This window comes from Photorhabdus cinerea (assembly GCF_011189575.1).
Taxonomy (GTDB): domain Bacteria; phylum Pseudomonadota; class Gammaproteobacteria; order Enterobacterales; family Enterobacteriaceae; genus Photorhabdus; species Photorhabdus cinerea.
In genome coordinates this window covers 1-25,253 of sequence record NZ_PUJW01000001.1, presented here as the reverse complement: position 1 = coordinate 25,253, position 25,253 = coordinate 1, and the positions used below count along the sequence as shown (strand labels likewise).

The following is a 25,253-nucleotide window of genomic DNA, read 5'->3' as shown; positions in this document are numbered from 1 at the left end:
GCAAGTCGCATTAAATACGTTAACGAACCTCTTAAAAAAAACATATTTATCAAAATATTTAAGGAGGGTTTTACCCCTCCTATTACTTAATTACCGACTCGATTAAGCCTGACCTTTTACTTCTTTCAAGCCCCTGAAAGGAGCACGGTTACCCAGAGCTTCTTCAATACGGATCAATTGGTTGTATTTAGCAACGCGATCAGAACGGCTCATAGAACCTGTTTTGATTTGACCAGCGGCGGTACCTACTGCCAGATCAGCAATAGTAGCATCTTCTGTTTCACCGGAACGGTGAGAGATCACTGCGGTATAACCCGCTTCTTTTGCCATTTTGATAGCAGCCAGAGTTTCTGTCAGAGAACCGATCTGGTTGAATTTGATCAAAATGGAGTTAGCAATGCCTTTCTCAATGCCTTCTTTCAGGATCTTAGTGTTGGTAACGAATAAGTCATCACCAACCAACTGGATTTTTTCACCCAACACTTTGGTTTGGTAAGCGAAGCCATCCCAGTCAGATTCATTTAGGCCATCTTCGATGGAAACGATTGGATATTCTCTGGTTAACGCTTCCAGGTAATGGGTAAACTCCTGAGAAGTGAAAGTTTTTCCTTCACCTTTCAATTCATAGTTACCTGTTTCTGAGTTGTAGAATTCAGAAGCGGCGCAATCCATAGCCAAAGTGATATCTTTGCCCAGAACATAACCTGCTTGTTCTACCGCTTCCTTGATAGCCGCCAGAGCAGCAGCATTAGACGCCAAATTAGGTGCATAACCACCTTCGTCACCAACAGCCGTGCTCATGCCTTTTGCTTTCAAGACTTTAGCCAAGTTGTGGAACACTTCAGAACCGATACGAACCGCTTCTTTCAGCGTTTTTGCACCGATAGGCTGAATCATGAACTCCTGGATATCAACGTTGTTATCCGCATGCTCACCACCGTTGATGATATTCATCATCGGCAACGGCATAGAGAATTTACCCGGAGTACCATTCAGTTCAGCAATGTGTTCATACAATGGCATCCCTTTCGCAGCAGCAGCCGCTTTAGCGTTAGCCAGAGAAACCGCCAGAATCGCGTTAGCACCGAATTTAGATTTGTTTTCGGTACCATCCAGATCGATCATGATTCTGTCGATGTTAGCCTGATCTTTTGCATCCTGGCCGGTCACTGCCTGTGCAATCAGTCCATTTACTGCATCAACAGCTTTCAGTACACCTTTACCCATAAAACGGGATTTGTCACCATCACGCAGTTCCAACGCCTCGCGGGAACCGGTAGATGCACCAGATGGTGCAGCCGCTAAACCAACAAAGCCCCCTTCCAGATGTACTTCTGCTTCTACGGTTGGATTACCACGGGAGTCGATGATTTCACGAGCGATCACTTTAACGATTTTGGACATTAGGTTTTCCTCAGTACAAGTTATATTTCAAGTAAGTGGCAGAACATCTGATACCACCACTTACTGCACATCTTATTTGAGCTGGCCTTTCTGATATTTACCGGCGGCTTTTACAAAACCGGCAAACAACGGATGGCCGTCACGAGGAGTAGACGTAAATTCTGGATGGAATTGACAAGCCACGAACCAAGGATGGTCAGGTATCTCAATAATTTCCACTAATTTATTGTCTACTGAACGACCCGCTACCCGCAGACCAGCATCTTCAATGCGTTTCAGCAGCAAGTTATTAACCTCATAACGATGACGATGGCGTTCAATGATAGTATCTGCACCATATAAGGTACGAACCAGGCTATCCTTCGTCAGGTGACATGGTTGACCACCCACGCGCATCGTTCCACCGAAATCACTCTCTTCGCTACGCACTTCTAAATTACCATCCTCATCACGCCATTCGGTGATAAGGCCAACAACCGGGAATCGGCAATCAGGTTCGAATTCTGTTGAACTGGCTTTTTCCATGCCTGCAACATGACGTGAGAACTCAATTAATGCAACTTGCATTCCGAGACAAATTCCCAAATAAGGAATTTTGTTCTCACGGGCATAACGGGCGGTCATGATTTTGCCTTCCACACCACGACCACCGAAACCACCTGGAACCAGAATCGCATCCAAACCCTTTAATAATTCGACACCACGGGTTTCAACATCCTGCGAATCAATCAGCTTGATGTTAACAGTCAAACGATTTTTTAATCCACCGTGTTTCAACGCTTCAATCACGGATTTATAAGCATCAGGCAGTTCAACATACTTACCAACCATCCCGATAGTCACTTCACCGGAAGGATTCGCTTCTTCGTAAATGACCTGCTCCCATTCGGACAGATTTGCTTCCGCGCAATCGAGGCTGAATCGTTTACAAATATAATCATCTAATCCTTGAGATTTCAATAGCCCTGGGATTTTATAAATGGAATCAACGTCTTTCAGAGAGATAACGGCTTTTCCCGGCACATTACAGAAAAGCGCAATTTTTGCACGTTCGTTAGCAGGAATGACGCGATCTGAACGGCAAATCAGAATATCTGGCTGAATACCGATAGAAAGCAGTTCTTTTACAGAATGTTGAGTTGGCTTGGTTTTTACTTCGCCAGCCGCTGCCAGATAAGGAACAAGGGTCAGGTGCAAATATAAAGTATGTTCACGACCCACTTCTACCGCCATCTGACGAATCGCTTCAAGGAATGGCAAGGATTCAATATCACCGACCGTACCACCGACTTCCACCAGCACCACATCATGACCTTCACCGCCACTGATGATGCGATCTTTGATTTCATTGGTGATGTGAGGAATAACCTGAACGGTCGCTCCCAAATAATCGCCACGGCGCTCTTTACGCAGAACTTCGGAATAAACTCGGCCAGTAGTGAAGTTATTGCGACGCGTCATTTTAGTACGAATGAAACGCTCGTAGTGACCTAAATCGAGATCAGTTTCAGCGCCGTCTTCAGTAACGAAAACTTCCCCATGCTGGATTGGGCTCATCGTCCCTGGATCGACATTGATGTACGGGTCCAGTTTCATAATAGTGACATTGAGTCCACGGGCTTCAAGTATAGCGGCCAAAGAGGCTGCGGCAATGCCTTTACCCAGAGAGGATACGACCCCGCCGGTCACAAAAATATAATTAGTTTTCATGCTGAACCTGAAAGTTTAGGTTTAAAGATGATGGATACAACAGGACGGGAAAGCAGTATACCCGAACCTTAAATACGCTACAAATAATCTGCGCATTTTTCATGAAGCCAATCGTTATTGGCTCTTTTCAACGTCGAATGATTTCATTGCCTTAATTGATTAAAAAACAGTATGATTGCTTCCATCGCGATCGTTTCGTCTGAATTTAACACAGATAGAAGACCCAATATAGGTAATAGTAGCTTATGAGTTAAGGGGTGATGCCATGATTATACTGACTCAGGAACAATTCGATAAAATCATTGATATAGAGGACAATACTTATATTGAAAAAATCAGGCAATGCATTTTGTCAGAACATGCCGATTTGGTTGTGCATGAGGATGAGAAAAATTTGCATAAGCGACTGAAAGAAGCCTATCGGTATTTAATCGAAGACTTGGGCTTTAAAGATAAAAAGCTGATTAACTCATACCTTTATTTAACAGCATTTAATCGTAACTTCCACGGTGTACCAGAAATCAAAAATGCCCTTGAAGCAGGGGAAAACCCGGAACAACAATACAAAGATATCTTGAGAATAATAGATAACTTGTTGAAAAGGAGCAATTAACATGCCTTTACCTCTGGTAGTTCCGGTCGCTCTGACTGCCGCTGAATATGCAGCATCAGCCCTTACGGGCATATTGGTTGGCGTTGGTGTTGGCCTCGGCGTTACGGAAATGACAAAAGACAAGGATGATGAAAAAGAGCAAGCGGAAGCCCGAACGGATGTGATCAGTACAACAAGGGAAGAATGCAAGGCTTGCCCCGCCATTGAGAAAGTGAGTCCCAGTTGGGAAAGTACCAGCTCATATTCACAGGTTACCCTTGATTATCAACTCCAGATAGCCAAAACCGTTTACAAACCTGACGCAAAACTCATACAGGTATGGGAATGTCTGGGGGTCAGTTTTGATGGCTGGCGACCAAAAGCCTGTCTGTTTCTGGAATCTAAAGCTAAATATGATCAGTTTTTTAGGAAGGGAGAACCGATGGGATGGTGGACGGGAGATGAACCCATCAAAGATCAAGGAAGGCGACAGCAAAACGTATGTACCTCATTGAACGGCATTCCACGTTCCCATTGGCATTTTATGGAACCTGTAAGCGCCGGTTATTATTCACAGGAATTTTCTGAATTCCACAACATTAAAGTATTTCATACCCCTTTACTTGGATAGTGCGAGGCAATAAATGGCTATTTTATCACCAGAAATAAAGTTGTATTTTGACCTGCAAAAACCCTTAACTCCCGAAATAGTATTGGTTGATTTGTATCGAATTACTCAACAAATCGATCACTTTTTTAGCCGTCATAAAACCTGGTTTTTGACTGGACACACTCGTAAGGAAGCATTAGAGCATCCTGTTTTTGAAGGACAGCATCCAACGAAAAAAGCAGTTCAGGTATTCGAAAAAAATTACAAAGAAAATTTCCCTTTTATAGGAAAAAGTATTTGGGATGGTGAAGATGACGATCTTGCCTGTTCCCTATTTTATGAGAACTATCGTAGTGACAGGTTAGGACAAACTGAGATAACAATAGATCTTAATATCGACGAAAAAGAGTTTCAATTTTCACGGTTAATTGATTTTATTACCTTTTTAGTTCTCAGCCGTGATGCCCCCTACATTATGGTAGAAACTAACGGTTATACCTTGAAGAAAAATCAAGTATTCCCCGACAGACTGAGTGCAGGATGGATGATTTATTTACCCTTTGTTATAGACCCCGCATTATTACCAATGGCCACTGAAATCTTACCTATTGCCAATGATAAAGCGCAATTGGGGACATTAATTATCACCAAACAAGGCATTTTTGACGGCGAAAATCAGGATGATATTGATAAAGCCAATGATATTGAAATTCAGTTGTTGAATTTGGGATTACTGCCATTAATTACTGAGGTTTAATCGCTGCCCTTATCAGGGCGGTATTTCACACCCCTTTATTTGGATAATGCGAGGTAATAAATGGCTATTTTATCGACAAAAATAAAGTTGTATTTTGACCTGAAAGAATCTTTGACTCCTCAAGTGGCACTGGCTGATTTGTATAAGATAACACAACAGATTGACCAACTCTTCGGGCGTCAAAAAAACTGGTATTTGACAGGTCATACTCGTAAGGAAGCATTGGAACACCTTGTTTTTGAAGGCGGCCACCCGACAGAAAAAGCGGTTCAGGTGTTTGAAGAAAGTTACAAAGAAGATTTTCCTTTTATAGGAAAACAAATCTGGGATGGTGAAGTTGATGACCTTGCCTGTTCCCTATTTTATGAGAACTATCGTATTGATAAACTGGGGCAAATTAAGCTAACAATAAAGCTTAAGATTGACGAAAAAGATTTTCAGTTTTCACGGTTAATTGATTTTATTACCTTTTTAGTTCTCAGCCGTAATGCTCCCTACATTATGGTAGAAACTAACGGTTATACCTTGAAGCAAAATCAGGTATTCCCCGACAGGCTGAGTGCTGGGTGGATGATTTATTTACCCTTTGTTATAGATCCCGCATTATTACCAATGGCCGCTGAAATCTTGCCTATTGCCAATGATAAAGAGCAACCGGGGACATTAATTATCACCAAAAAAGGTATTTTTGACGGCGAAAATCAGGATGATATTGATAAAGCCAATGATGTTGAAATTCAGTTGTTGAATTTGGGATTACTGCCATTAATTACTGAGGTTTAACTACAATGACATTGTTTTACATTCGGACAACGCTACATTCTTACTAATCAGGATGTTTTATTCCCCATACTGCATTATTTTATTACCATTTATTTCATAGGTAGTGAAGTTTAATCCCTGCAAAAAGCTGTCATCATGTGAGCTAAAAATAACAATTTTCTCTTCTGCAAGAGAAATCATCAATTCTATTAAAAATGTTATTGAATCTGAGTCAAGGCCATTTGTGGGTTCGTCAAAAATATAAACATTCGCATCCGTAATAAAAGCTGAGGTCAATAAGAATTTCTTTTTTGTGCCAAGTGACATTTGCCCATATTCAATACCAGAATATTTAGATATGCCAAAACCATTTAAATAGTAATCTAATTGATGTCTTAGATTATTTTTCCTATAACGTTTGCATAGCTTTATCACATCCATCCCAGTAATAAAGTTATAAAAATCAACATTATCTGAGACATAAAAACCATGTTTCTGTAAATTAAATCGATATTTTTTCTCCTTTTTTATCAAGTTAACCATTCCTTTTTTAACCTTATTCATACCCGCAATACTTGAAAGAAAAGTCGTTTTACCCACTCCATTAACTCCAGCAACACGGTTTAATCCAACATGAAAATTACAATTGCTTCCTGAAAGAATAGTCTTATCATTAATAACCACTTCCAATCCAACAACTTCAAGCATAAATAACCCCAAAAAAGTATGTAAAAGAGACAATAATACAAAGAATAATAAGTTTCGTATACTGAGTTCTCAGTAAAGAAATAAATGAGAGAATAACTGAAAGAAAAACATAGGATATAAACATAATAACAGGAAATGATTTAACAACAAAAAAACAAAAAGCAGAAATTAAAATAGAAAATAAAAACAAAGAAACCAAATAATTATAAAGTGAAATTTTTCGCATAGACAAAAAATTAGACAAATATGAAAGGCGATTTATTTCAATATATGAGAGATTATAAAACAATAACATGCATATATAGATAACAACACTGAAATATGTTAGTAATATATAATCAGACTTGGCTGGAATTTGAGAAAACGCACTTTCACATAATATATATAAAATCAGAACAGATAATAACATAATAAATGACGATATTTTATTTTTATGAAAATGATATCGTAGATTTACAATATAAGGTGATAGAAAAAATCCTGATGAAAATAATTTCTTATTTTGATTAATTGTGTGATGTGATGCAGGATTTAAATATAATCTAAACGCTATTAATAAAATAGCCGATGTAAAAATAAAATTATACAATACTCCATTTCTCAATAATGCAGAAAAAATAAAGAATGCAGCAACCAAAATAAAACATAATAAATTTAACTCAAACAAGCAAAATCCAATTACAGCAAAAGAAATAATCAAAAACAACACAGATGAAAAATAATATAAAGAATTAGCATTTCCAGAAAAAAAACCTAAAGAAAAGAAAATAATCATCGGAAAAGCACTATAAATAAAAAAAGCGATACTACAAAGAAACAATGTTTTTTTATCTACCAAAGAAACAACGATTGAATTTTTTCTTGCCGTGGGAAAAAACCTTATATTAACCAAATAAAATAACACATACATTATTAAGGATACGGAAGAGAAATAAAATGATTTGATGTAGTTCTCTGGAGTAACAATATTCGAAGACAAGACAATTAAGAACTCAATTACACCACTGGCTTTTGCCGGAAGTAATAAGAAGCAAAGAAATACAATGACATTTTTGTTCCCGGACGCAAATTTTTTTATTCTGCCTCTATACTCCAATGCATCAACCATTATTAAATTCATACAACCCTCTAAAACCAAAATCTAAACAACGTCCTTTGTGAGTCTTTCGGAAATTTCGTCCTGGAATGTAAATACAAATAATTACTAAACACAATACATTGACTTTACCTTAAACGCAATCGGTATTGATTTTCCTTTTGGTGTATAAATATATTGATGTCCATAAGCATTGAGTAAACCTCTTCCGTGCATTTAAAATTATTAAGTAATGGTGAAAACGATATTCCAACCTTACCTTCTATTCTTGAAAAGATTCTTTTTTGAAAAAGCTTATCATTGGAAAAACGAGAAAGATATTCATTATTAAATAATAGAATAGCCAATTCGGAAATATTTAATTCCTTCTCAAACAAAGCTCAGGAAAATTTATTCAACATAAATTTTCCTCTCAAAAAAATAAAAATTCCAGCTTTCAGACTATTATTTCCGGTTACTGTTTCTTAACCTGTTGCCACATTTGTTCCATTTCTTCCAATGTCGCCGTTTCCAACGTATGGCCTTGACTCCGGATCAGCTTTTCCACTTCCCTGAAACGACTCTCAAACTTATTACAGGCTTTCTGCAATGCAAGTTCAGGTTTGTACCCCAAATGACGCGACAAGTTCACAACAGCAAACAGTAAATCGCCAATCTCTTCTTCCAGATGTTGTTCATCAACCACGGCCTGATGAGCTTCATCCATCACTTCGTCTATCTCTTCATAAACTTTGTCCAGCACCGGGCCCAGAGTATCCCAGTCAAAACCAATGGAAGCACAGCGTTTCTGCATTTTATAGGCTTTCATTAACGCCGGCAGGCTTACAGGAATATCATCCAGGACGGAATGAAGATCTTTTTGCGCTCTTTCCTGCGCTTTCCGTTTCTCCCAACTACTGATAGCCACATCACCGCTGATATTCTGCTGTTGCTCGAAAATATGCGGATGCCGACGTTCCAGTTTGTCGCTGATCCCATTGCAGATATCATCGAAATCAAATAATTGCTGCTCTTTGCCCATTTCAGCATAGAACACGACCTGAAATAGCAGATCACCCAATTCTTCTTTCAGATCAGAAAAATCACCGCGCTCAATAGCATCGATAACTTCATAAGTCTCTTCTAACGTATAAGGTGCTATCGTTTTGAATGTTTGCTCTTTGTCCCAGGGGCATCCCTGCTGAGGATGGCGCAACCGAGCCATAATCTCTAATAACCGTTTTATACCCGTCATCTTTCAAGTTGCCTCTTTGTTGGCTGCACTCGCTCACCCCGGTCACACAGTTCGCTATGCTCCCGGGGATTCACTCCCTTGCCGTCGCGATGCATCTTGAAATCCATAGGGTATATAGCAAATGATTTCATTTTTTATCCCAATTTCCCTGCTGTCAGTTGCCATGAAGGCGTTTGGCTTCAATGACATCTGGTAACTGATTGATTTTCGTCAGTATCCGCCCCAATACTTGCAGGTTATAAATCTCAATATTCATATCAATGGTAGCAATTTGCTGTTTTACATCACTACGGCTGCTCACCCCAAGCACATTGACCTTTTCATTCGCTAAGATCGTGGTGATATCACGCAATAATCCACTACGATCATTTGCAACAACACGCACAATCAATGAGTAACCGCTGGAATAACTCTCTCCCCAGACCGCATCCACCACCCTTTCAGGGGCATTTGCCTGCAAATCTGCCAGTTGTTCACAGTCAGCCCAATGGATAGATATTCCCCTCCCACGGGTAATAAAACCAACAATCTCATCTCCCAGAATTGGCTGGCAACAACGCGCTATGTGATGCATCAAATTACCCACACCTTCTACCACAATCCGCCCATTATCCTTAGCAGAACTACGCTGTGCATGGGGTTTGCTTTCCAAATTGCGAAGCGCTTCCCGATCTGCATCTTCTGCGGTAGTTTTATTAAATTTACTTTGCAAGAAGTTAATCAACTGGTTGATACGGATATCACCAACACCAATTCCTGCCAAGACTTCATCAAGTGTGTGGACGTTATAACGAGCAATGAGTAGCTTTTCTGCTTCTTTTAGACTAATCCCCAAGTGTGCCAGTTCGTTATCCAGCATTTGACGCCCAGCAATGATGTTCTTATCCCGATCCTGTTTGCGGAACCAGTTATGGATTTTCGCCCGGCCACGGCTTGTCGTGACATATCCCAAGTTTGGGTTCAGCCAGTCGCGGCTTGGGTTCGGCTGTTTTTGCGTGATGATGTCAATCTGATCGCCCATCTGCAACTGGTAGCTGAATGGCACAATCCGGCCACCAATTTTCGCCCCAATACAACGATGCCCAACATCACTGTGAATATGATAAGCAAAATCCAGTGGCGTAGAACCCGCAGGCAGATCAATCACATCCCCTTTAGGTGTAAATACATATACCCGATCATCAAACACCTGGCTGCGAACCTCATCCAGCATTTCGCCAGAATCTGCCATCTCTTCCTGCCATGCGATCAGTTTACGCAGCCATGCAATGCGCCCTTCATATCCAGCACGATTAACCGCTGTTGCACCTTCTTTATATTTCCAATGTGCAGCAATCCCTAATTCAGCATCTTCATGCATCTGACGGGTACGGATCTGAATTTCCAGTGTCTTACCACCCGGCCCAAGCACGACAGTATGGATAGATTGGTAACCATTGGGTTTTGGGTTGGCAACATAATCATCGAATTCATCCGGTAAATGGCGATAGTGAGTATGTACTATTCCCAGAGCCGCGTAACAATCCTGTAAACGTTCAACCACAATCCGCACAGCCCGAACATCAAACAACTCATCAAATGCCAGTGATTTTTTTTGCATCTTCCGCCAGATGCTGTAGATATGTTTAGGACGCCCGTATATCTCAGTCGTTACACTCTCTTTGAGCATATATTTACGTAATGTACTGACAAAGTGATCAATATATTGTTCGCGATCAATTCGACGCTCATGTAATAACTTAGCAATTTTTTTGTATTCATCAGGATGGAGATAACGGAAGCAGTAATCCTCAAGTTCCCATTTGAGTTGACCAATTCCCAGACGGTTAGCTAATGGCGCATAAATATTGGAACACTCTTTGGCAACCAGTACCCGCTCATCTTCATCCGCCTCTTTGACTTCCCGCAGATGCGCAATCCGCTCCGCCAGTTTGATGACAACACAGCGAAAATCTTCCACCATGGCCAATAACATTCGGCGGACATTATCAACCTGCACAGAACAAGTTGAATCGTTATGAGTGGCTTTCAACTGGCGAATAGCATCCATTTCCATAACGCCTTTCACCAGATTGGTAATCGCACCGCCAAACGCTTCTGTGACAGTTTCCCCATCGAGTAATTTGGCATCAACCAACGGGAACAGTAACGCAGCACGCATGCTGTCACTGTCCATGCTCAGCGTGGAAAGGATCTCGACCATTTCTACGCCACGCCATAATAGAAGTTCTGAATCAGGATGATTTTGCGCTTTTTCGTAACAATAACGCCAGGTTTCGGCCAATTTCTCACTCAATTGAAGATTCACTGTATTTAAACTAGCGATCCACTTATGTACTGCAAACTCTCCCGCAGGGGTTAAATGAGCACTTCTTACCGCAACCATAATCTCTCCCATTTCTAGCGACTACCCGCCACAATCCATACGGCTAAATAGCGCCATTGACTCCAGATGACCTGTATGCGGAAACATATCCAACATCCGCACACTGATAATATGATAGCCAGCCTCAAGCAGAATCTTACTGTCCCGCGCCAATGTTGTTGGATTACAAGAGACATAAACCACTTTTTCAGGGGCTAGCTTGACGATGTGTGACATGACTCCTGCTGCACCCGCACGCGCCGGATCTAATAAAACCTTGTTAAATCCCAGCTTCGCCCAAGGTTGCTGATGTATGTTAGCTTCCAAATTTTCATGATAGAAAGATATGTTATCCAAATTATTTAATCTGGCATTATATTGCCCATTCGCTACTAGCGTGGCAACCCCTTCCACTCCGACCACAGACTGCACTTTCCGCGCAATAGGCAAGGTGAAATTCCCCATACCACAGAACAGGTCAAGGACTCTGTCATTCGGTTGTAAATCGAGCCACGCCATCGCCTGAGCAACCATTTGCTGATTTACCGTATCATTAACCTGAATAAAATCTCTGGGGCTAAACACCAGTTTTAATCCGTCCACCTGATACCAGGGTTCCGACGGTTTATTCAATGGTTCAAGTGTAGTTTCATCTGCCATCAGATAGACAACCACATGATGTTGCACCGCAAACGTGCATAATTTTTCTTTATCTTCCTCTCTCAAGGGATCAAGGTGGCGCAATATCACCAACGGCCCATTATCTGCTAGCACCAGCTCCACATGTCCCAACCGTTTCGCTGCTTTCAGATTATTTAGACACTGAGATAATGGTTGCAATAACTGTTCCAATTCCGGCTGTAAAACCGGACATCTTTTTACAGCAACGATTTCATTAGATTGATTCTGCCGAAACCCCATCACAAGTTGACGTTGTTTCATTTGATACTGTAAACCAAGTCTTGCCCTGCGCCGATAACCATATTCCGGGCTGAGAATCACAGGCTTAACAGAGACAGTGACACCGGTTTCCCGCCGAATAAGATGTTCCAGAACACTAGCTTTACTCTCACGTTGTAAATCAGGTGCAACATGTTGTTGCTGACAACCGCCACATACGCCAAAATGCGGGCAACGGGGACTTACACGATATGGACTGTCAGAAAGACGCTTAACCAGCTTTGCCTTTGCAAACTGGCGTTTCTCTTCTGTTAGTTGTATCTGTGCCTGTTCGCCGGGCAATAACCCAGCGACAAAAATAGTTTTACCTTGATGACGAGCCACGCCCTGCCCCTGAGCATCCAGATTATCCGCAGTGACTGTGATGATATGTCGATTTATTGTTCGGCGATTGGGGGAATAAAATTGCACCATGATTCTTATGGACTATGAGTTATTAAGCCCTTATTTTCCCATACATAGACGCCTATGACCAAATATAGCTTACTCATCCGAATGATGAGCCTGATCCTGGGTCCAACTTTACTGATTGGCATGTTTCTCAGTGTATCATTTATCTATTACCACTATAGTGAAATAAAAAACCAGATCGTCCGATCCGGAATCAGTATTATTGAACCTCTTTCCATTGCCAGTGAAATTGGCATAAACCTACATAACCGTGAACGTGTCAATTCATTGATAACCCGGCTTCACCGCAGAAATTCTGAGATAGTTCGGGCAATTGCCATTTTTAATGATGATAATCAGCTATTTGATATATCAAACTATAAATACGATTCAACCCAGCTACAAATCGCACCAAATACCCCATTGCCAATCACTCTGGCAAAAATGGAGATCAAAAACAGCATTATTTTACGGATGCCAATTATCTCAGAGCATCACTTATCTAAAAATCAACAGATTCCAAATTCCCCGGCCCTGCATCCCATTGGTTATATCGCCATTGATCTTGACTTACGCGCCGCTCACTTACAGCGATATAAAGATATCGCTATCTTTATATTACTCTTGATCATTTGCCTCGGTGGGGCATCATTATTTGCCTACTATTTGGTTCGTAAAATCACGAAACCTATCAGCGAAATAGTCCGTACTGTTGATAGAATTCGTCAGGGACAGTTAAACAGCCGTGTCAGCGGAAAGTATTTTGGTGAACTCGATACGCTAAAAAATGGCATTAATGCAATGGCAAAATCCCTTTCTAGCTATAAAGAAGAGATGCAGCACGACATTGCTCAAGCAACTTCGGATTTGCGGGAAACAATGGAACAGTTCGAAATTCAGAATGTTGAGTTAGCAATAGCGAAGAAACGAGCACAAGAAGCAGCCAGAATAAAAACAGAATTTCTGGCTAATATGTCTCATGAATTACGTACACCACTGAATGGTGTCATTGGTTTTACCCGCCAAACTCTAAAAACATCCCTGACAACACAACAAACTGAATATCTGTATATTATTGAGCGTTCTGCCAATCACTTGCTGAATATTATCAATGACATATTGGATTTTTCACGACTTGAATCTGACAAGTTAATACTAGAAAACATTCCATTTCTTCTACAAGATACTATTGATGAAGTTATTGTTTTACTGACACCGAGTGCCCAAAATAAGAACATTCAACTTACTCACCATGTTGATCCGCAAATACCGAATTTAGTCATAGGCGACCCTACGCGCCTCCAGCAAATATTAACCAACATCATAGGTAATGCGATTAAGTTCACTGAACAAGGTTCAGTAGAAATAAAAATTAATTTGACACAACAGCAACACCATAAAATCAATTTAGAAATGACTGTCAGTGATACCGGTATCGGTATCAGTCCTGAACAGCGACCACATCTGTTTCAAGCTTTTCATCAGGCAGATGCCAGTATCTCTCGCCGTTATGGTGGCACCGGCCTTGGTCTGGTGATTACACAGAAACTGATCCGCGAAATGGGCGGAAATATCAGCTTTACCAGTGAACCGGGAAAAGGTTCTGTTTTTCATTTTGATTTATGGCTGGAAAAAGATGATTTCATTCTAACCGGGTCCGTTATGCCACAAAAAGCACTTCCCCATCCACCACGTTTACCCATAGCAGCCATGGCCGTTGATGACAATCCAGCTAATCTCAAATTAATAGGCTCATTATTGGAAGAAATCGTAGAAAAAACGATCCTGTGCAGCAATGGCGAAGAAGCTTTGCAAGCGGCAAATGATCACCACTTTGATGTTATTCTCATGGACATTCATATGCCGGGTATGGACGGCATCTGCACTTCTGAACGCATCCGCCAGCTACCGCAACACCATAGCACACCGATCATTGCGGTCACCGCTTATACCTGCCGACCGAAGGTTGATGCAGATCTATCGCTATTTGAAGGCTTTCTGACCAAACCATTGAATGAAAATTGTCTAAGATCCGTACTAAACCGCTATGCCAAAATGCACGAATCACAACATATTGACTGGCAGTTAGCTCTGCAACAGGCCGCAGGAAAAGAGCAACTTGCGCTGGATATGCTGCAAATGCTGGTAAATTTACTGCCGGATATCAAAGCAATGACCGAAAAAGTTTTGTCCGGGGAAATGGTTGAAGATTACCCGCAACAGATCCATAAGCTGCACGGTAGTTGCTGTTACAGCGGCGTGCCACGACTAAAAGCACTCTGCCAAGTGATTGAACAACAATTACAAAAAGGTGTTCCATCCACGGATATAGAACCTGAATTATTGGAATTGACAGATGAAATCGACAACGTACACACCGCTGCCCAAAAAATATTGAACAACGGTTAAAGCATTAATTACGTACTGTGAATTTGCAGTATTCTTCATAGGCATAATTATCTGTCATGCCACTGATGTAATCCTGAATAAGACGAGCGCGATAATAGAACTCTATCAAATCTTTTTCAGATTCATCAGTGGCGATAATTCCTTCTACCGCTTCGCTATAAGCCAGACGATGTTTAGTGGAAAGTTTGTGTAGCAACCGGGTTTCAATAAAATACTTTTCGTGACAATTATTCTGGTTTAATTCCATAAAATGCTGACGGGGCATTTTCAATAATGGGTAGTAAAAATCCAATAGCCCATTAATAACTTTGTATCCCTGTAACTCTAACTCTTCAACTTCTGGATGATTAAATACTCTTTTACACGCAACATTTTTCAGCGTCTTAAGTAACCGATGCTCTTCACTCTTATCTTCAAGCAATGCCTGATTAAATGTCCCCGCAAAAACCGCAGGCAGATGATCAATAAAACGATGGGCAGTATAAGGCACAAGCTTATCGGTAATATAAACCCTTAGATCCATAAAGAATTGGTCTTGCCGGCTACGGCGTAATAATTTATTACCACGAGTTCTGTTATAAGCCTTGTTAATAGTTACTTCAAATAGATCCCCAGTCTGATGACCGCCACTTTCTTGCCACTCCTGTTTGAGATATTCCACCAGCATATCCACGCCAAAAATATCTTTTTCAACAGCGTCGTCCAGATCAGCAATGCAATAAGAGATATCATCTGCGGCTTCCATAATATAAGTCAGCGGGAAGCGACAAAATTCGCCCATTTTAAGCTCACGACGTAATTCGCGGACAAAATTTTCTTCCGACCAATAAAAACCCGGTTTTTTCATCAGGTAATTAAATTGATCCGGTTCTTTTTTAAGACGAAAAGCAGGACAAGTATATTTTAGAATACAGCCAATTTGGGCATAAGTCAGATTGAGTTTTAGCAGGCTGTGGACCATACGGATCGCCTGAGCATTCCCTTCAAACTGACATAAATCTTTACGCAATTGACGACGGAAGTGATCTTTTTTCGCATCACAGCTTAAATGCAATGCCAATATTTCACATTGATCTTTTTGCCCCATATTTTCCGGGTCAAAATCAGGATCGAGCTTTCTGGCAAACCAATTTTTAATCGCAACTTCACCAAAATGACCAAACGGTGGATTACCAATATCGTGCATTAAACAGGCCATTTCAATCAGGCTTTCAAATGGCAACAGACGTTTATCCAACCCATAATGAACCAACAAATTACGCGATTTCAATTCACTGATAATCGTTTTCGAAATATAACGCCCAATTTGTTGCACTTCTAATGAATGAGTTAAACGACTGCGAACGGCAGCATTATGTTCCAGCGGGAAAACCTGTGTTTTCTGTTGCAAACGGCGAATAGCCGCCGAATTCATTATCCGTCCGCGATCACTTTCAAATTGGCGAATAACTTGTTCTTCATCATTAGGATCAACATCATACTGACTGTATTTACGTTGATAATTAAGCTTCTGACTAAAGTCTATTTCGGACATTGATCCCCCAACTTGTGAGATAGCACTGTTTTACATCACAGATTATCTGATTGTTCCGTATTCGATGTTAAACTCAAGAACTGAATGATTTTATATGATTAATTAATCAACAGCGAGTATGACATAATGAAAGTAGGCGTGATAGGTGCTATGGAGCAAGAAGTGACTTTACTGCGTGATCAAATTGAAGATTGCCAGACACTGTCACAAGGTGGCTGCGAAATCTATACCGGTAAACTCAACGGCGTGGAGATCGCACTGTTAAAATCGGGTATTGGTAAAGTTTCGGCTGCAATTGGTACGACTTTGCTGCTTGAACATTGTCATCCAGATGTGATTATTAATACAGGTTCAGCCGGTGGCCTTGATCCGCAATTGCAAATTGGTGACATCGTGGTATCCAGCGAAGTTCGCTATCACGATGCAGATGTCACCGCTTTTGGTTATGAGCCGGGACAAATGGCGCAATGCCCACCAGCTTTTGTGGCGGATAGCCAGCTAATCACATTGGCAGAAAAGTGTATTCATTCCCTGAATCTGAATGCGATACGTGGGCTAATTTGCAGCGGTGATGCATTTATTAACGGTGCAGAGCCACTGGCACGTATCCGGGCTAATTTCCCACAAGTCACGGCGGTAGAAATGGAAGCCGCAGCGATAGGGCATGTTTGCCAACAATACAACACCCCGTTTGTTGTTGTACGCGCTATCTCCGATGTAGCAGATAAAGAATCTCATCTCAGCTTTGATGAATTTCTTTCGGTGGCAGCCCGCCAATCCACATTAATGGTTAACGCAATGCTAACCGAATTGGGCAAAAATAAATAAGATATTACCGATAGAATCACGCCCTGTTGGATATTTCCGGGAAATCTTAAGGGCGTGTTTGCCAGCAGCATATTTAATATTTTAAAGAGCACACCTCCATGAGATGGATAAAAAGCCTGAGTTCAGTTTGGTTACCGCTTTTACTGTTTCTCAATGGTTTCAGCCATTCTCTATATGCCAAGCCTCTGCGGGTAATTAGTTTATCCCCATCAACCACAGAATTAGCCTATGCCGCCGGGTTAGGTGACAATCTGATCGCGGCCAGTGCTTATTCAGATTATCCTCCTCAAGCCAGTAAACTTGAACAAGTGGCTAGCTGGCAGGGAATTAATCTGGAACGTATTATTACCCTTAAACCCGATATCATTCTGGCATGGCGAGGAGGTAATCCCCAACGCCCACTGGAACAACTGGCTTCTTTTGGTATTAAGATCTTTTATTCCGATCCTGAAACCACCGAGCAAATAGCTCAGGATTTAGAACGACTGGCTGAATACAGTCCACATCCCGAACAGGCAAAAAAGGCGGCGACTGAACTTCGCCAGCGATTTGCCGATCTGAAGCAAAAATATGCCTCTACAGTACCAAAACCGGTCTTTTTACAATTCGGCACTCATCCTCTGTTTACTGCTTCGGGACATACACTACAAAGTGAAGTGCTTTCAATCTGCGGTGGCAGAAATATCTTTGCTAACAGCCATGTTCCCTGGCCACAGGTAAGTCGTGAGCAAGTACTCACTCGAAAACCTGAAATGATTGTTATCAGCGGTGGAGAGGAGCAGATCAAATTAATTGAACATTTTTGGCATCCACAATTGCATGCCAAAGTGATTACATTAAATGAAGATTGGTTTCATCGCTCGGGGCCGCGCATTGTTCTGGCAGCCGAACAACTATGCCAGCAATTAAACGACAAGGGTTCTTGATAAAGCAAAACGTTTAATAAGATTGCAAGAGGACTCCCGCAAATGGGTCATATCATTCAGACCCAATTACGGGAAACAAATAGCCCAGAATCAGATGCTGAAAGAAGAACCGCAACCGCAGGTTGTCTTCGCATTAGGGTTCGTAACAATAAAACGTGAACCTTCCAGACCTTCGGTATAATCAACACAGCCGCCAACCAAATATTGCAAGCTCATTGGATCAACAACCAGCTCTACCCCCTGTTTCTCAATGGTCATATCCCCTTCATTGATCTGATCATCAAAGGTAAAACCATACTGGAATCCGCTGCAACCGCCACCTGTGATATAAACCCGTAAACGCAGGTTCGGATTCTCTTCATCCGAAACCAAGATTTTCACTTTGTTGGCGGCAGCATCGGTAAACTGTAAAGGTAACGCCATATCATTGCTCATCATTTTTTACTCCAAACCGGAACCCGGCAAAAATATTCAGAAGACAACAAAAATTTGCCGATCATTAATAACTCGAATTATCCAATACCTGATTAGTTCGTTCAAGTATTGTCATTTTGACAACACACTAACCGCCAAAAAATTATCACACATTTGTTTACCATCGCGGCTACCTTAGCGACAAACGCTGGCTTTTTACGATAGCTTCAAAGAGCAGTAAACCGTCACGTGTAGTTAAACCCTCCGTCAATCAATTAACAATTAAGAAAGAAAAAATATTGATTTATCATCATGATTAGTTACTTTATTGAATATTTTTCAAAGTAACCATATGGAGTTCCTATGCGAAAAATGTTGCCACTGATGCTTGCTGTCACCTTGACAGGTTGTGCCGCTCATAGCAAACAAGCCGATATTGACAGCTATACCTCGAAAAAAATTAATGAAATTATAGAAAACCAAGTAAAACCGGGAAACAAAGATAATCCCGGAGAAATAATAAAAAACGTCTCTTATCAATTACTGGGCACACCTTATGCCGCCAACAAACTTATTGGCTCCCCTACTGAACCTGAAAAATTAGTGATAGACTTCAACGGACTAGACTGTTTTACTTTCCTTGATTATGTAGAATCGCTAAGAAAATCCAACGACCAAAGTGATTTTGTAAAAAATCTCATCCAGACAAGATATATCGACGGAAAGATTAGCTTTTTACAAAGAAAACACTTCTTTACAGATTGGTCAATCAGAGAAAAATTAAATGCCAAAGATGTAACGGATGAAATAAGTTCTTCTTACATAAAAATCACAAAAAGCCTGAATAAAAAGGCTGATGGCGGCGAATATATCCCCGGATTGGGTGTTACCAAAAGAGATATCAAATATATTCCTGGTGATAAAGTCAATGATGATGTTATTAAGAACCTAAGAACAGGCGATTATATAGGAATATATACCCATCTTGCCGGGTTGGATGTCACACACACAGGGATTTTTATTATGACAGATCATGGCCCAATGCTTAGGAATGCCTCCTCACTGGCTGCGAATAAAAAAGTTGTCGATTCGCCATTTCTTGAGTACGTCAAGAATAAACCCGGAATTATCGTTCTAAGAGCATTATAATCTGGGGGCAAACGACAAACCCATTTAAAAATAGATTCAGGAGCCTTTCATGAGCCAATCCGACATTCTCTATTCTCAGGCAAAGCAACTTATTCCCGGCGGTGTCAACTCTCCGGTACGTGCATTTAATGGTGTTGGCGGTACTCCGTTGTTTATCAAACATGCTGATGGCGCTTATCTCTATGATGTTGATGGTAAAGCCTATATCGATTATGTCGGTTCCTGGGGGCCAATGGTATTGGGACATAACCACAGCGCTATCCGTAATGCCGTTATCAAAGCCGCAGAACAAGGACTGAGTTTCGGTGCACCCACTGCTGCCGAAGTAGAAATGGCGCAGTTGGTGACTGAACTGGTGCCATCAATGGATATGGTGCGCATGGTTAACTCAGGTACAGAGGCGACCATGAGTGCTATTCGTCTGGCTCGTGGCTATACCAACCGCGATAAAATCATCAAATTCGAAGGTTGTTATCATGGCCATGCAGATTGTCTGCTGGTGAAAGCCGGTTCTGGCGCCCTGACTATCGGCCAACCCAACTCACCAGGGGTTCCGGTTGATTTCGTTAAACATACGCTAACCTGTACCTACAATGATTTGAGTTCAGTTCGAGCAGCGTTTGAAAAATATCCGCAAGAGATCGCCTGTATTATTGTCGAACCTGTCGCCGGTAATATGAACTGCGTACTGCCACAACCAGAATTCCTACCCGGTCTACGCGCGTTGTGTGATGAGTTCGGCGCTCTGTTGATTATTGATGAAGTGATGACAGGTTTCCGTGTTGCCCTATCCGGCGCACAATCTTACTACGATGTCGAACCTGATTTGACTTGCCTTGGCAAAATCATTGGTGGTGGCATGCCCGTTGGCGCTTTTGGTGGACGTCATGAAGTAATGGAAAAATTAGCACCAATTGGCCCTGTTTATCAGGCTGGCACCTTATCTGGTAACCCAATTGCAATGGCTGCCGGCCTTGCCTGTCTGAAAGAAGTTTCTCAACCCGGTGTACATCAACGTTTAACCGAGCTAACGGATAATCTGGCTACCGGCCTGACGAAAGCAGCGAAAACAGCCGGTATTCCTCTGGTGGTTAACCATGTCGGTGGTATGTTTGGCATTTTCTTTACCGATGCGGAGAAAGTCTCCTGCTATCAGGATGTGATGAATTGCGATATTGAACGCTTTAAACATTTCTTCCACCTGATGCTTGATGAAGGAGTTTATTTAGCACCTTCTGCATTTGAAGCGGGTTTTATGTCTATTGCTCACACTAATGAAGATATTCAGCGTACTGTTGATACAGCCGCTCGTTGCTTTGCCAAGTTGAAATAATTTCTTTTTTTTCAAATAATAGCGCCGTATTTTTACGGCGCTCATTCTTTCCATCCTTCGAATAGGTCACAAGATTGTTCTTGCTGACACCGCTCATCTTTACTCAGAAAATCATTAGGAATAGTTGTTCCTTTCAATGCCGCAAAAAATCCGGCCCAATCGTGTGGCTTACAGGACAGTATGACATCTCCTGTCTCAGGATCTTTTCGAATAAAAACTTCATCAGAGTCAAACCAATAAGCTGCTGGCAAGCGTACCGCTTGATTCTTCCCATCCATAAACAATTTAGCTTTATGGCCCATACAACCTCCTGATATTGATTGGTATATATCAAAGCATATTAGAAATCATGACTAATCAGTACGAAGCCGTTGCCTTAATCGTCAAACATAACTTCTGCAACGTGAAAAAGCCAATCGTAATGCCGCACCCACTTCCTCAGGGGGGCTGTCTGCCGGAATAACGACATAATCAGTTTCAGAAAAACCATCTCCAGACCAACCATCCAATTTTTCATGACAAGATGGTCGTATTGTTATTTGACTATCAAGTAATTGGATACCACAATTATGCATTTTTTTAAAAAGCTGGCGTCTTGAACGATAATTGTAAGTTTTCATCATTTGTTTAATCCATTCATCATATAGCTCAGATGTTTTCTCATTATCAAAAAAATCATCATCAGGATCGACCAACCGACTTTTAGAAAGTGAATCTAAAACAGCACTACCTAATTGGCTATCAGTTATATCGGGAGATAAGATATGTTCGGAGCTTTGAGGATCAGCTAAAAGCAGACGATATCCAGAATAAGTCTTAACAGAGTAAAAATCACCATTAAACTTAGCGCCCGCATTAAATCCTTGATCAAAATCTGTATTCATTATTTCACCACCGTAGTTTTAGCGGTAAAGCTCATGTAATAATTCTTTAAGCCTTTTGAGATAATTAGTGGACACATAATAGTGATTACGTGTCCACCCTAATTAACTCTCTAAATCAAAGATCATGAATAATCAATGCAAAAATAAACTGTTACCTTATCGTCAAACATAACTTCTACAACGTGAAAAAGCCAATCGTAATGCGGCACCCACTTCCGCAGGGGAGCTGTCTGCCGAAATAATGACATTATCAGATTCTACAATGCCTTTTCCTGTCCAAAGCTCAAGTTTCTCATGACCATAGGGCATAATAGTTATCACACCATCTAACAAGCGAATATTGCAACTGTTCATCTTCTTGAATAACTGACGTCTTGAACGGTATCGATGAAATCCCATCATCTCTGTAACCCACTGCTCATATCGTTCTTTTCTTTTTTCATTATCTAAAAAATCACCGAGATTCTCATAGGGAATAAATCGACTTTTAGAAAGAGCACTAAAAACTGCAACCCCTAATTCTTCATCAGAAGTACCGGGAGATAACATATGGTTACCTCCTAAAGGATCTAAATTAAGCGAACGGTAACCGGAATAAGTTGTTACTGAGTAAAAATCACCATTAAATACGCATCCGGCATTTTTACATCGTTCAAAAATTTCACTCTTTATTTCACTATCGTAACTTCGACGGTAAGGAAAATTTAATAACTGTTTGAGCCTTTTTAAGATAATTAGGATACTCATAATAGCCATTCCATTTTAAATTGATCATATAAATCAAAGATTAAGATAATTAGCGGACACATAATAGTGATTACGTGTCCACCTTAATTAACTCTCTAAATCAAAAATCATGAATAATCAATGTAAAAACAAACTGTTACCTTATTGTCAAACATAACTTCTACAACGTGAAAAAGCCAATCGTAATGCGGAACCCACTTCCTCAGGGGAACTGTCTGCAGAAATTATGACATGATCAGATTCAGAAATACCATCTTCAGACCAACCTTCCAATTTTTCATGGTGAGATGGCTTTATCGTTATTTGACCATCAAGCAATTGGATTCCACAATTATGCATTTTTTTAAAAAGCTGACGTTTTGAACGATAATTGTAAATTTCCATTAAAAATTTAACCCATTCTTTATATCTCTCAGCCTTTCTTTCATTGTCAAAAAAATTATCATCGGGATCAATCAGCCGACTTTTAGAAAGAGCATTCAGAATTACAACACCTAACTTCTCATCAGAAACATCAGAAGTTAACATATAGTTTCCTCTCGAAGTATCTAAATTAAGTGAACGGTAACCGAAATAAGTTGTTACTGAGTAAAAATCACCATTAAATACGCATCTGGCATTTTTCCATCGTTTAAAAGTCTCATTCATTATTTTACTACTGCAACTTCGGCGGTAAGGAAAATTTAATAACTGTTTGAGCCTTTTTAAGATAATTAGGAAACTCATAATAGCCATTCCATTTTAATTGATCATATAAATCAAAGATAATGACTGAATTAGCACAAAACAAACCGAGCTTTATCGTCAAACATAACTTCTACAACGTGAAAAAACCAGCCGTAATGCCGCACCAACTTCCGCAGGGGAACTGTCTGCCGAAATAATGACATTATCAGATTCTACAATGCCTTTTCCTGTCCAAAGCTCAAGTTTTTCATGACCAGAAGGCGTGATAGTTATAACGCTACCTAACAAACAGATATTACAACTGTTCATCTTCTTAAATAGTTGACGTTTTGAACGGTAATTGTAAACTTTCATTAAATGCTCAATCCACTCTTTATATCGCTCAGCTGCCCTTTCATTGTCGAAAAAATCATCATCAGGATCAATCAAGCGACTTTTATAAAGTGAATCTAAAACAGCATTTCCTAATTGACTATCATTTACATCGGGAGACAAGATATGCTCGCAGCTTTGGGGATCAGCTCGAAGCAAGCGATACCCAGAATAAGTTTTAACAGAGTAAAAATCACCATTAAACTTAGCGCCCGCATTCAATCCTTGGTCAAAATCTATATTCATTATTTCACCACCGTAATTTTAGCGGTAAGGCTCATTTAATAACTATTTGAATCTTTTTGAGATAATCAGCGGACACATAATAGTGATTACGTGTCCACCTTAATTAACTCTATGAATCAAAGATCATGAATAATCAATGCAAAAATAAACTGTTACCTTATCGTCAAACATAACTTCTACAACGTGAAAAAGCCAGCCGTAATGCGGCACCCACTTCCTCAGGGGAGCTGTCTGCCGGAATAATGACATAATCTGACTCGACAATACCCTGCCCTGTCCAAAGCTCAAGTTTTTTGTGACCATAGGGCATAATAGTTATGACACCATCTAACAAACAGATATCACAGTTATTCATCTTCTTAAATAGCTGACGTTTTGAGCGGTAACCATAAGATCCCATCATCTCTGTGATCCAATTTTTATACTGTTTATCATTTACATCATGATCAAAATAATCCCCACATTCATCAATTGGGATTACTCTGCTTTTTGATAAAGCATCAAATACAGCATTTCCCAATTCTTGATCAGATACAAATGGCTGTAATAAGTGTTTACTTCCTAAGGGATCTACCCCTAATAAGCCATTGCCTGAATGGGTTTGTATTGAATAAAAATCACCATTAAATTTAGCCCCGGCATTCAACCCTTGGTCAGGATGCTTATTCATTATTTCACCACTGTAATTTTAATGTTAACGTTCTTTTCTGTACCATAAGCAATTGCACGATTAATCTGAACCCATTGTTCAGGAGTTGTAGCCTTTGGTACAGCAATATACACTTCACGTCGCGAAATGCGACTAGCATTAACAATGCTACTTCCCTTCACCGCGCCTGTAAAATTAGCGACAACATCAATATTCCCTTTCATTGATGTATATATCTGCTTGGGGTCCTTTATCCGTGCAGCTGTACGTGTATCTATAGTTTTAACACTAACGGCTGTACGTGTTCCGATATCATAAAAATCAAAAGTCTTAAATCCTGCGGGTAGCCGAGTACCTTTAGGCATCTGCGTAGCAACAAAATCCTCAAAAGGATACCCCTGCTTATAGTTACCTTCTCCCCATGCCATTTGAGTTTTACTACCATCTTTTTCTACCCGATACACATGACGGATGTCTACTGTTGGGT

General features: G+C 40.6%; 25 protein-coding genes. 9 read left to right on the top strand and 16 right to left on the bottom strand.

Annotated elements, in window-relative coordinates:
• Window positions 1-102 precede the first annotated feature (102 nt).
• Window positions 103-1,404, bottom strand: coding sequence for a phosphopyruvate hydratase (gene eno, locus C5469_RS00125; protein ID WP_166300718.1), 1,302 nt, complete (start codon window positions 1,402-1,404; stop codon window positions 103-105).
• Window positions 1,405-1,476: 72 nt separating this feature from the next.
• A complete protein-coding gene (gene pyrG, locus C5469_RS00120) occupies window positions 1,477-3,114 on the bottom strand; it encodes a glutamine hydrolyzing CTP synthase (RefSeq protein WP_166300716.1) in 1,638 nt (545 codons plus the stop codon).
• Window positions 3,115-3,379: 265 nt separating this feature from the next.
• Here pyrG and C5469_RS00115 point away from each other — a divergent pair, with 265 nt between their 5' ends.
• The 4 genes from C5469_RS00115 to C5469_RS00100 are packed head-to-tail and all read left to right on the top strand — an operon-like array spanning window position 3,380 to window position 5,856.
• On the top strand, window positions 3,380-3,727 hold the full coding sequence (locus tag C5469_RS00115) for a hypothetical protein (RefSeq protein ID WP_166300714.1): 348 nt from the start codon (window positions 3,380-3,382) through the stop codon (window positions 3,725-3,727).
• Between the two features lies 1 nt (window position 3,728).
• On the top strand, window positions 3,729-4,337 hold the full coding sequence (locus C5469_RS00110; protein WP_166300712.1) for a restriction endonuclease fold toxin 5 domain-containing protein: 609 nt from the start codon (window positions 3,729-3,731) through the stop codon (window positions 4,335-4,337).
• Window positions 4,338-4,350: 13 nt separating this feature from the next.
• Window positions 4,351-5,073 carry an Imm52 family immunity protein gene (locus tag C5469_RS00105; protein ID WP_166300710.1) on the top strand — a complete coding sequence of 241 codons (723 nt, stop codon included), beginning with the start codon at window positions 4,351-4,353 and terminating at the stop codon, window positions 5,071-5,073.
• A gap of 60 nt (window positions 5,074-5,133) precedes the next feature.
• Window positions 5,134-5,856 carry an Imm52 family immunity protein gene (locus C5469_RS00100; RefSeq protein ID WP_166300708.1) on the top strand — a complete coding sequence of 241 codons (723 nt, stop codon included), beginning with the start codon at window positions 5,134-5,136 and terminating at the stop codon, window positions 5,854-5,856.
• A gap of 57 nt (window positions 5,857-5,913) precedes the next feature.
• On the opposite strand, the gene C5469_RS00095 is transcribed toward C5469_RS00100, so the two are convergent.
• The 5 genes from C5469_RS00095 to rlmD form a co-directional block, all read right to left on the bottom strand.
• A complete protein-coding gene (locus C5469_RS00095; RefSeq protein ID WP_166300706.1) occupies window positions 5,914-6,543 on the bottom strand; it encodes an AAA family ATPase in 630 nt (209 codons plus the stop codon).
• Window positions 6,536-7,663, bottom strand: coding sequence for a hypothetical protein (locus C5469_RS00090; RefSeq protein ID WP_166300704.1), 1,128 nt, complete (start codon window positions 7,661-7,663; stop codon window positions 6,536-6,538). The genes C5469_RS00095 and C5469_RS00090 overlap by 8 nt, the downstream gene beginning before the upstream one ends.
• Window positions 7,664-8,093: 430 nt before the next feature.
• Window positions 8,094-8,873 carry a nucleoside triphosphate pyrophosphohydrolase gene (mazG, locus tag C5469_RS00085; RefSeq protein ID WP_166300702.1) on the bottom strand — a complete coding sequence of 260 codons (780 nt, stop codon included), beginning with the start codon at window positions 8,871-8,873 and terminating at the stop codon, window positions 8,094-8,096.
• A gap of 154 nt (window positions 8,874-9,027) precedes the next feature.
• A complete protein-coding gene (relA, locus tag C5469_RS00080; RefSeq protein WP_166300700.1) occupies window positions 9,028-11,259 on the bottom strand; it encodes a GTP diphosphokinase in 2,232 nt (743 codons plus the stop codon).
• A gap of 21 nt (window positions 11,260-11,280) precedes the next feature.
• Window positions 11,281-12,612, bottom strand: coding sequence for a 23S rRNA (uracil(1939)-C(5))-methyltransferase RlmD (gene rlmD / locus C5469_RS00075; RefSeq protein ID WP_166300698.1), 1,332 nt, complete (start codon window positions 12,610-12,612; stop codon window positions 11,281-11,283).
• Between the two features lie 54 nt (window positions 12,613-12,666).
• Here rlmD and C5469_RS00070 point away from each other — a divergent pair, with 54 nt between their 5' ends.
• On the top strand, window positions 12,667-14,997 hold the full coding sequence (locus C5469_RS00070; protein ID WP_166300676.1) for an ATP-binding protein: 2,331 nt from the start codon (window positions 12,667-12,669) through the stop codon (window positions 14,995-14,997).
• Window positions 14,998-15,001: 4 nt separating this feature from the next.
• Here the strand turns inward: C5469_RS00070 and dgt are convergent, their stop codons facing one another.
• On the bottom strand, window positions 15,002-16,531 hold the full coding sequence (dgt, locus tag C5469_RS00065) for a dGTPase (RefSeq protein ID WP_166300673.1): 1,530 nt from the start codon (window positions 16,529-16,531) through the stop codon (window positions 15,002-15,004).
• Window positions 16,532-16,657: 126 nt separating this feature from the next.
• Here dgt and mtnN point away from each other — a divergent pair, with 126 nt between their 5' ends.
• Both mtnN and btuF read left to right on the top strand, forming a co-directional pair.
• On the top strand, window positions 16,658-17,359 hold the full coding sequence (mtnN, locus tag C5469_RS00060) for a 5'-methylthioadenosine/S-adenosylhomocysteine nucleosidase (protein ID WP_054479930.1): 702 nt from the start codon (window positions 16,658-16,660) through the stop codon (window positions 17,357-17,359).
• 98 nt (window positions 17,360-17,457) lie between these two features.
• Complete coding sequence (gene btuF / locus C5469_RS00055) at window positions 17,458-18,285, top strand: vitamin B12 ABC transporter substrate-binding protein BtuF (RefSeq protein ID WP_242689330.1); 828 nt, start codon at window positions 17,458-17,460, stop codon at window positions 18,283-18,285.
• 90 nt (window positions 18,286-18,375) lie between these two features.
• On the opposite strand, the gene erpA is transcribed toward btuF, so the two are convergent.
• Window positions 18,376-18,720 (bottom strand): iron-sulfur cluster insertion protein ErpA, encoded by a 345-nt coding sequence (gene erpA / locus C5469_RS00050; protein WP_036772078.1) that lies wholly within the window; start codon window positions 18,718-18,720, stop codon window positions 18,376-18,378.
• 342 nt (window positions 18,721-19,062) lie between these two features.
• Between erpA and C5469_RS00045 the strand changes: the two genes are divergently transcribed.
• Both C5469_RS00045 and hemL read left to right on the top strand, forming a co-directional pair.
• Entirely contained in the window at window positions 19,063-19,848 is a 786-nt protein-coding gene (locus C5469_RS00045; protein WP_166300670.1) for a DUF1460 domain-containing protein, read from the top strand.
• A gap of 49 nt (window positions 19,849-19,897) precedes the next feature.
• Window positions 19,898-21,181 (top strand): glutamate-1-semialdehyde 2,1-aminomutase, encoded by a 1,284-nt coding sequence (gene hemL / locus C5469_RS00040; protein ID WP_166300667.1) that lies wholly within the window; start codon window positions 19,898-19,900, stop codon window positions 21,179-21,181.
• 41 nt (window positions 21,182-21,222) lie between these two features.
• Here hemL and C5469_RS00035 read toward each other — a convergent pair whose 3' ends face one another.
• The 7 genes from C5469_RS00035 to C5469_RS00005 form a co-directional block, all read right to left on the bottom strand.
• Window positions 21,223-21,483 carry an antitoxin gene (locus C5469_RS00035; protein ID WP_166300665.1) on the bottom strand — a complete coding sequence of 87 codons (261 nt, stop codon included), beginning with the start codon at window positions 21,481-21,483 and terminating at the stop codon, window positions 21,223-21,225.
• Between the two features lie 81 nt (window positions 21,484-21,564).
• The gene (locus C5469_RS00030) at window positions 21,565-22,065 is read right to left on the bottom strand and encodes a contact-dependent growth inhibition system immunity protein (protein ID WP_166300662.1); all 501 of its coding nucleotides are present in this window, start codon (window positions 22,063-22,065) and stop codon (window positions 21,565-21,567) included.
• A gap of 162 nt (window positions 22,066-22,227) precedes the next feature.
• A complete protein-coding gene (locus C5469_RS00025) occupies window positions 22,228-22,812 on the bottom strand; it encodes a contact-dependent growth inhibition system immunity protein (protein WP_166300659.1) in 585 nt (194 codons plus the stop codon).
• Between the two features lie 147 nt (window positions 22,813-22,959).
• A complete protein-coding gene (locus tag C5469_RS00020; protein WP_166300657.1) occupies window positions 22,960-23,460 on the bottom strand; it encodes a contact-dependent growth inhibition system immunity protein in 501 nt (166 codons plus the stop codon).
• A gap of 156 nt (window positions 23,461-23,616) precedes the next feature.
• A complete protein-coding gene (locus C5469_RS00015; protein WP_166300654.1) occupies window positions 23,617-24,117 on the bottom strand; it encodes a contact-dependent growth inhibition system immunity protein in 501 nt (166 codons plus the stop codon).
• Window positions 24,118-24,280: 163 nt separating this feature from the next.
• Window positions 24,281-24,787, bottom strand: a complete 507-nt coding sequence (locus tag C5469_RS00010) for a contact-dependent growth inhibition system immunity protein (protein ID WP_166300651.1) — start codon at window positions 24,785-24,787, stop codon at window positions 24,281-24,283.
• Window positions 24,787-25,253, bottom strand: a 467-nt coding sequence (locus tag C5469_RS00005; protein ID WP_479687565.1) for an endonuclease toxin domain-containing protein, incomplete at its 5' end; no start/stop codon positions are given. The genes C5469_RS00010 and C5469_RS00005, both read right to left, overlap by 1 nt.

Coding starts and splice junctions, on each gene's coding strand:
- eno (WP_166300718.1), bottom strand. CDS start 1,404: ATGTCCAAAATCGTTAAAGTGATCGCTCGTGAAATCATCGACTCCCGT.
- pyrG (WP_166300716.1), bottom strand. CDS start 3,114: ATGAAAACTAATTATATTTTTGTGACCGGCGGGGTCGTATCCTCTCTG.
- C5469_RS00115 (WP_166300714.1), top strand. CDS start 3,380: ATGATTATACTGACTCAGGAACAATTCGATAAAATCATTGATATAGAG.
- C5469_RS00110 (WP_166300712.1), top strand. CDS start 3,729: ATGCCTTTACCTCTGGTAGTTCCGGTCGCTCTGACTGCCGCTGAATAT.
- C5469_RS00105 (WP_166300710.1), top strand. CDS start 4,351: ATGGCTATTTTATCACCAGAAATAAAGTTGTATTTTGACCTGCAAAAA.
- C5469_RS00100 (WP_166300708.1), top strand. CDS start 5,134: ATGGCTATTTTATCGACAAAAATAAAGTTGTATTTTGACCTGAAAGAA.
- C5469_RS00095 (WP_166300706.1), bottom strand. CDS start 6,543: ATGCTTGAAGTTGTTGGATTGGAAGTGGTTATTAATGATAAGACTATT.
- C5469_RS00090 (WP_166300704.1), bottom strand. CDS start 7,663: ATGAATTTAATAATGGTTGATGCATTGGAGTATAGAGGCAGAATAAAA.
- mazG (WP_166300702.1), bottom strand. CDS start 8,873: ATGACGGGTATAAAACGGTTATTAGAGATTATGGCTCGGTTGCGCCAT.
- relA (WP_166300700.1), bottom strand. CDS start 11,259: ATGGTTGCGGTAAGAAGTGCTCATTTAACCCCTGCGGGAGAGTTTGCA.
- rlmD (WP_166300698.1), bottom strand. CDS start 12,612: ATGGTGCAATTTTATTCCCCCAATCGCCGAACAATAAATCGACATATC.
- C5469_RS00070 (WP_166300676.1), top strand. CDS start 12,667: ATGACCAAATATAGCTTACTCATCCGAATGATGAGCCTGATCCTGGGT.
- dgt (WP_166300673.1), bottom strand. CDS start 16,531: ATGTCCGAAATAGACTTTAGTCAGAAGCTTAATTATCAACGTAAATAC.
- mtnN (WP_054479930.1), top strand. CDS start 16,658: ATGAAAGTAGGCGTGATAGGTGCTATGGAGCAAGAAGTGACTTTACTG.
- btuF (WP_242689330.1), top strand. CDS start 17,458: ATGAGATGGATAAAAAGCCTGAGTTCAGTTTGGTTACCGCTTTTACTG.
- erpA (WP_036772078.1), bottom strand. CDS start 18,720: ATGAGCAATGATATGGCGTTACCTTTACAGTTTACCGATGCTGCCGCC.
- C5469_RS00045 (WP_166300670.1), top strand. CDS start 19,063: ATGCGAAAAATGTTGCCACTGATGCTTGCTGTCACCTTGACAGGTTGT.
- hemL (WP_166300667.1), top strand. CDS start 19,898: ATGAGCCAATCCGACATTCTCTATTCTCAGGCAAAGCAACTTATTCCC.
- C5469_RS00035 (WP_166300665.1), bottom strand. CDS start 21,483: ATGGGCCATAAAGCTAAATTGTTTATGGATGGGAAGAATCAAGCGGTA.
- C5469_RS00030 (WP_166300662.1), bottom strand. CDS start 22,065: ATGAATACAGATTTTGATCAAGGATTTAATGCGGGCGCTAAGTTTAAT.
- C5469_RS00025 (WP_166300659.1), bottom strand. CDS start 22,812: ATGAGTATCCTAATTATCTTAAAAAGGCTCAAACAGTTATTAAATTTT.
- C5469_RS00020 (WP_166300657.1), bottom strand. CDS start 23,460: ATGAATGAGACTTTTAAACGATGGAAAAATGCCAGATGCGTATTTAAT.
- C5469_RS00015 (WP_166300654.1), bottom strand. CDS start 24,117: ATGAATATAGATTTTGACCAAGGATTGAATGCGGGCGCTAAGTTTAAT.
- C5469_RS00010 (WP_166300651.1), bottom strand. CDS start 24,787: ATGAATAAGCATCCTGACCAAGGGTTGAATGCCGGGGCTAAATTTAAT.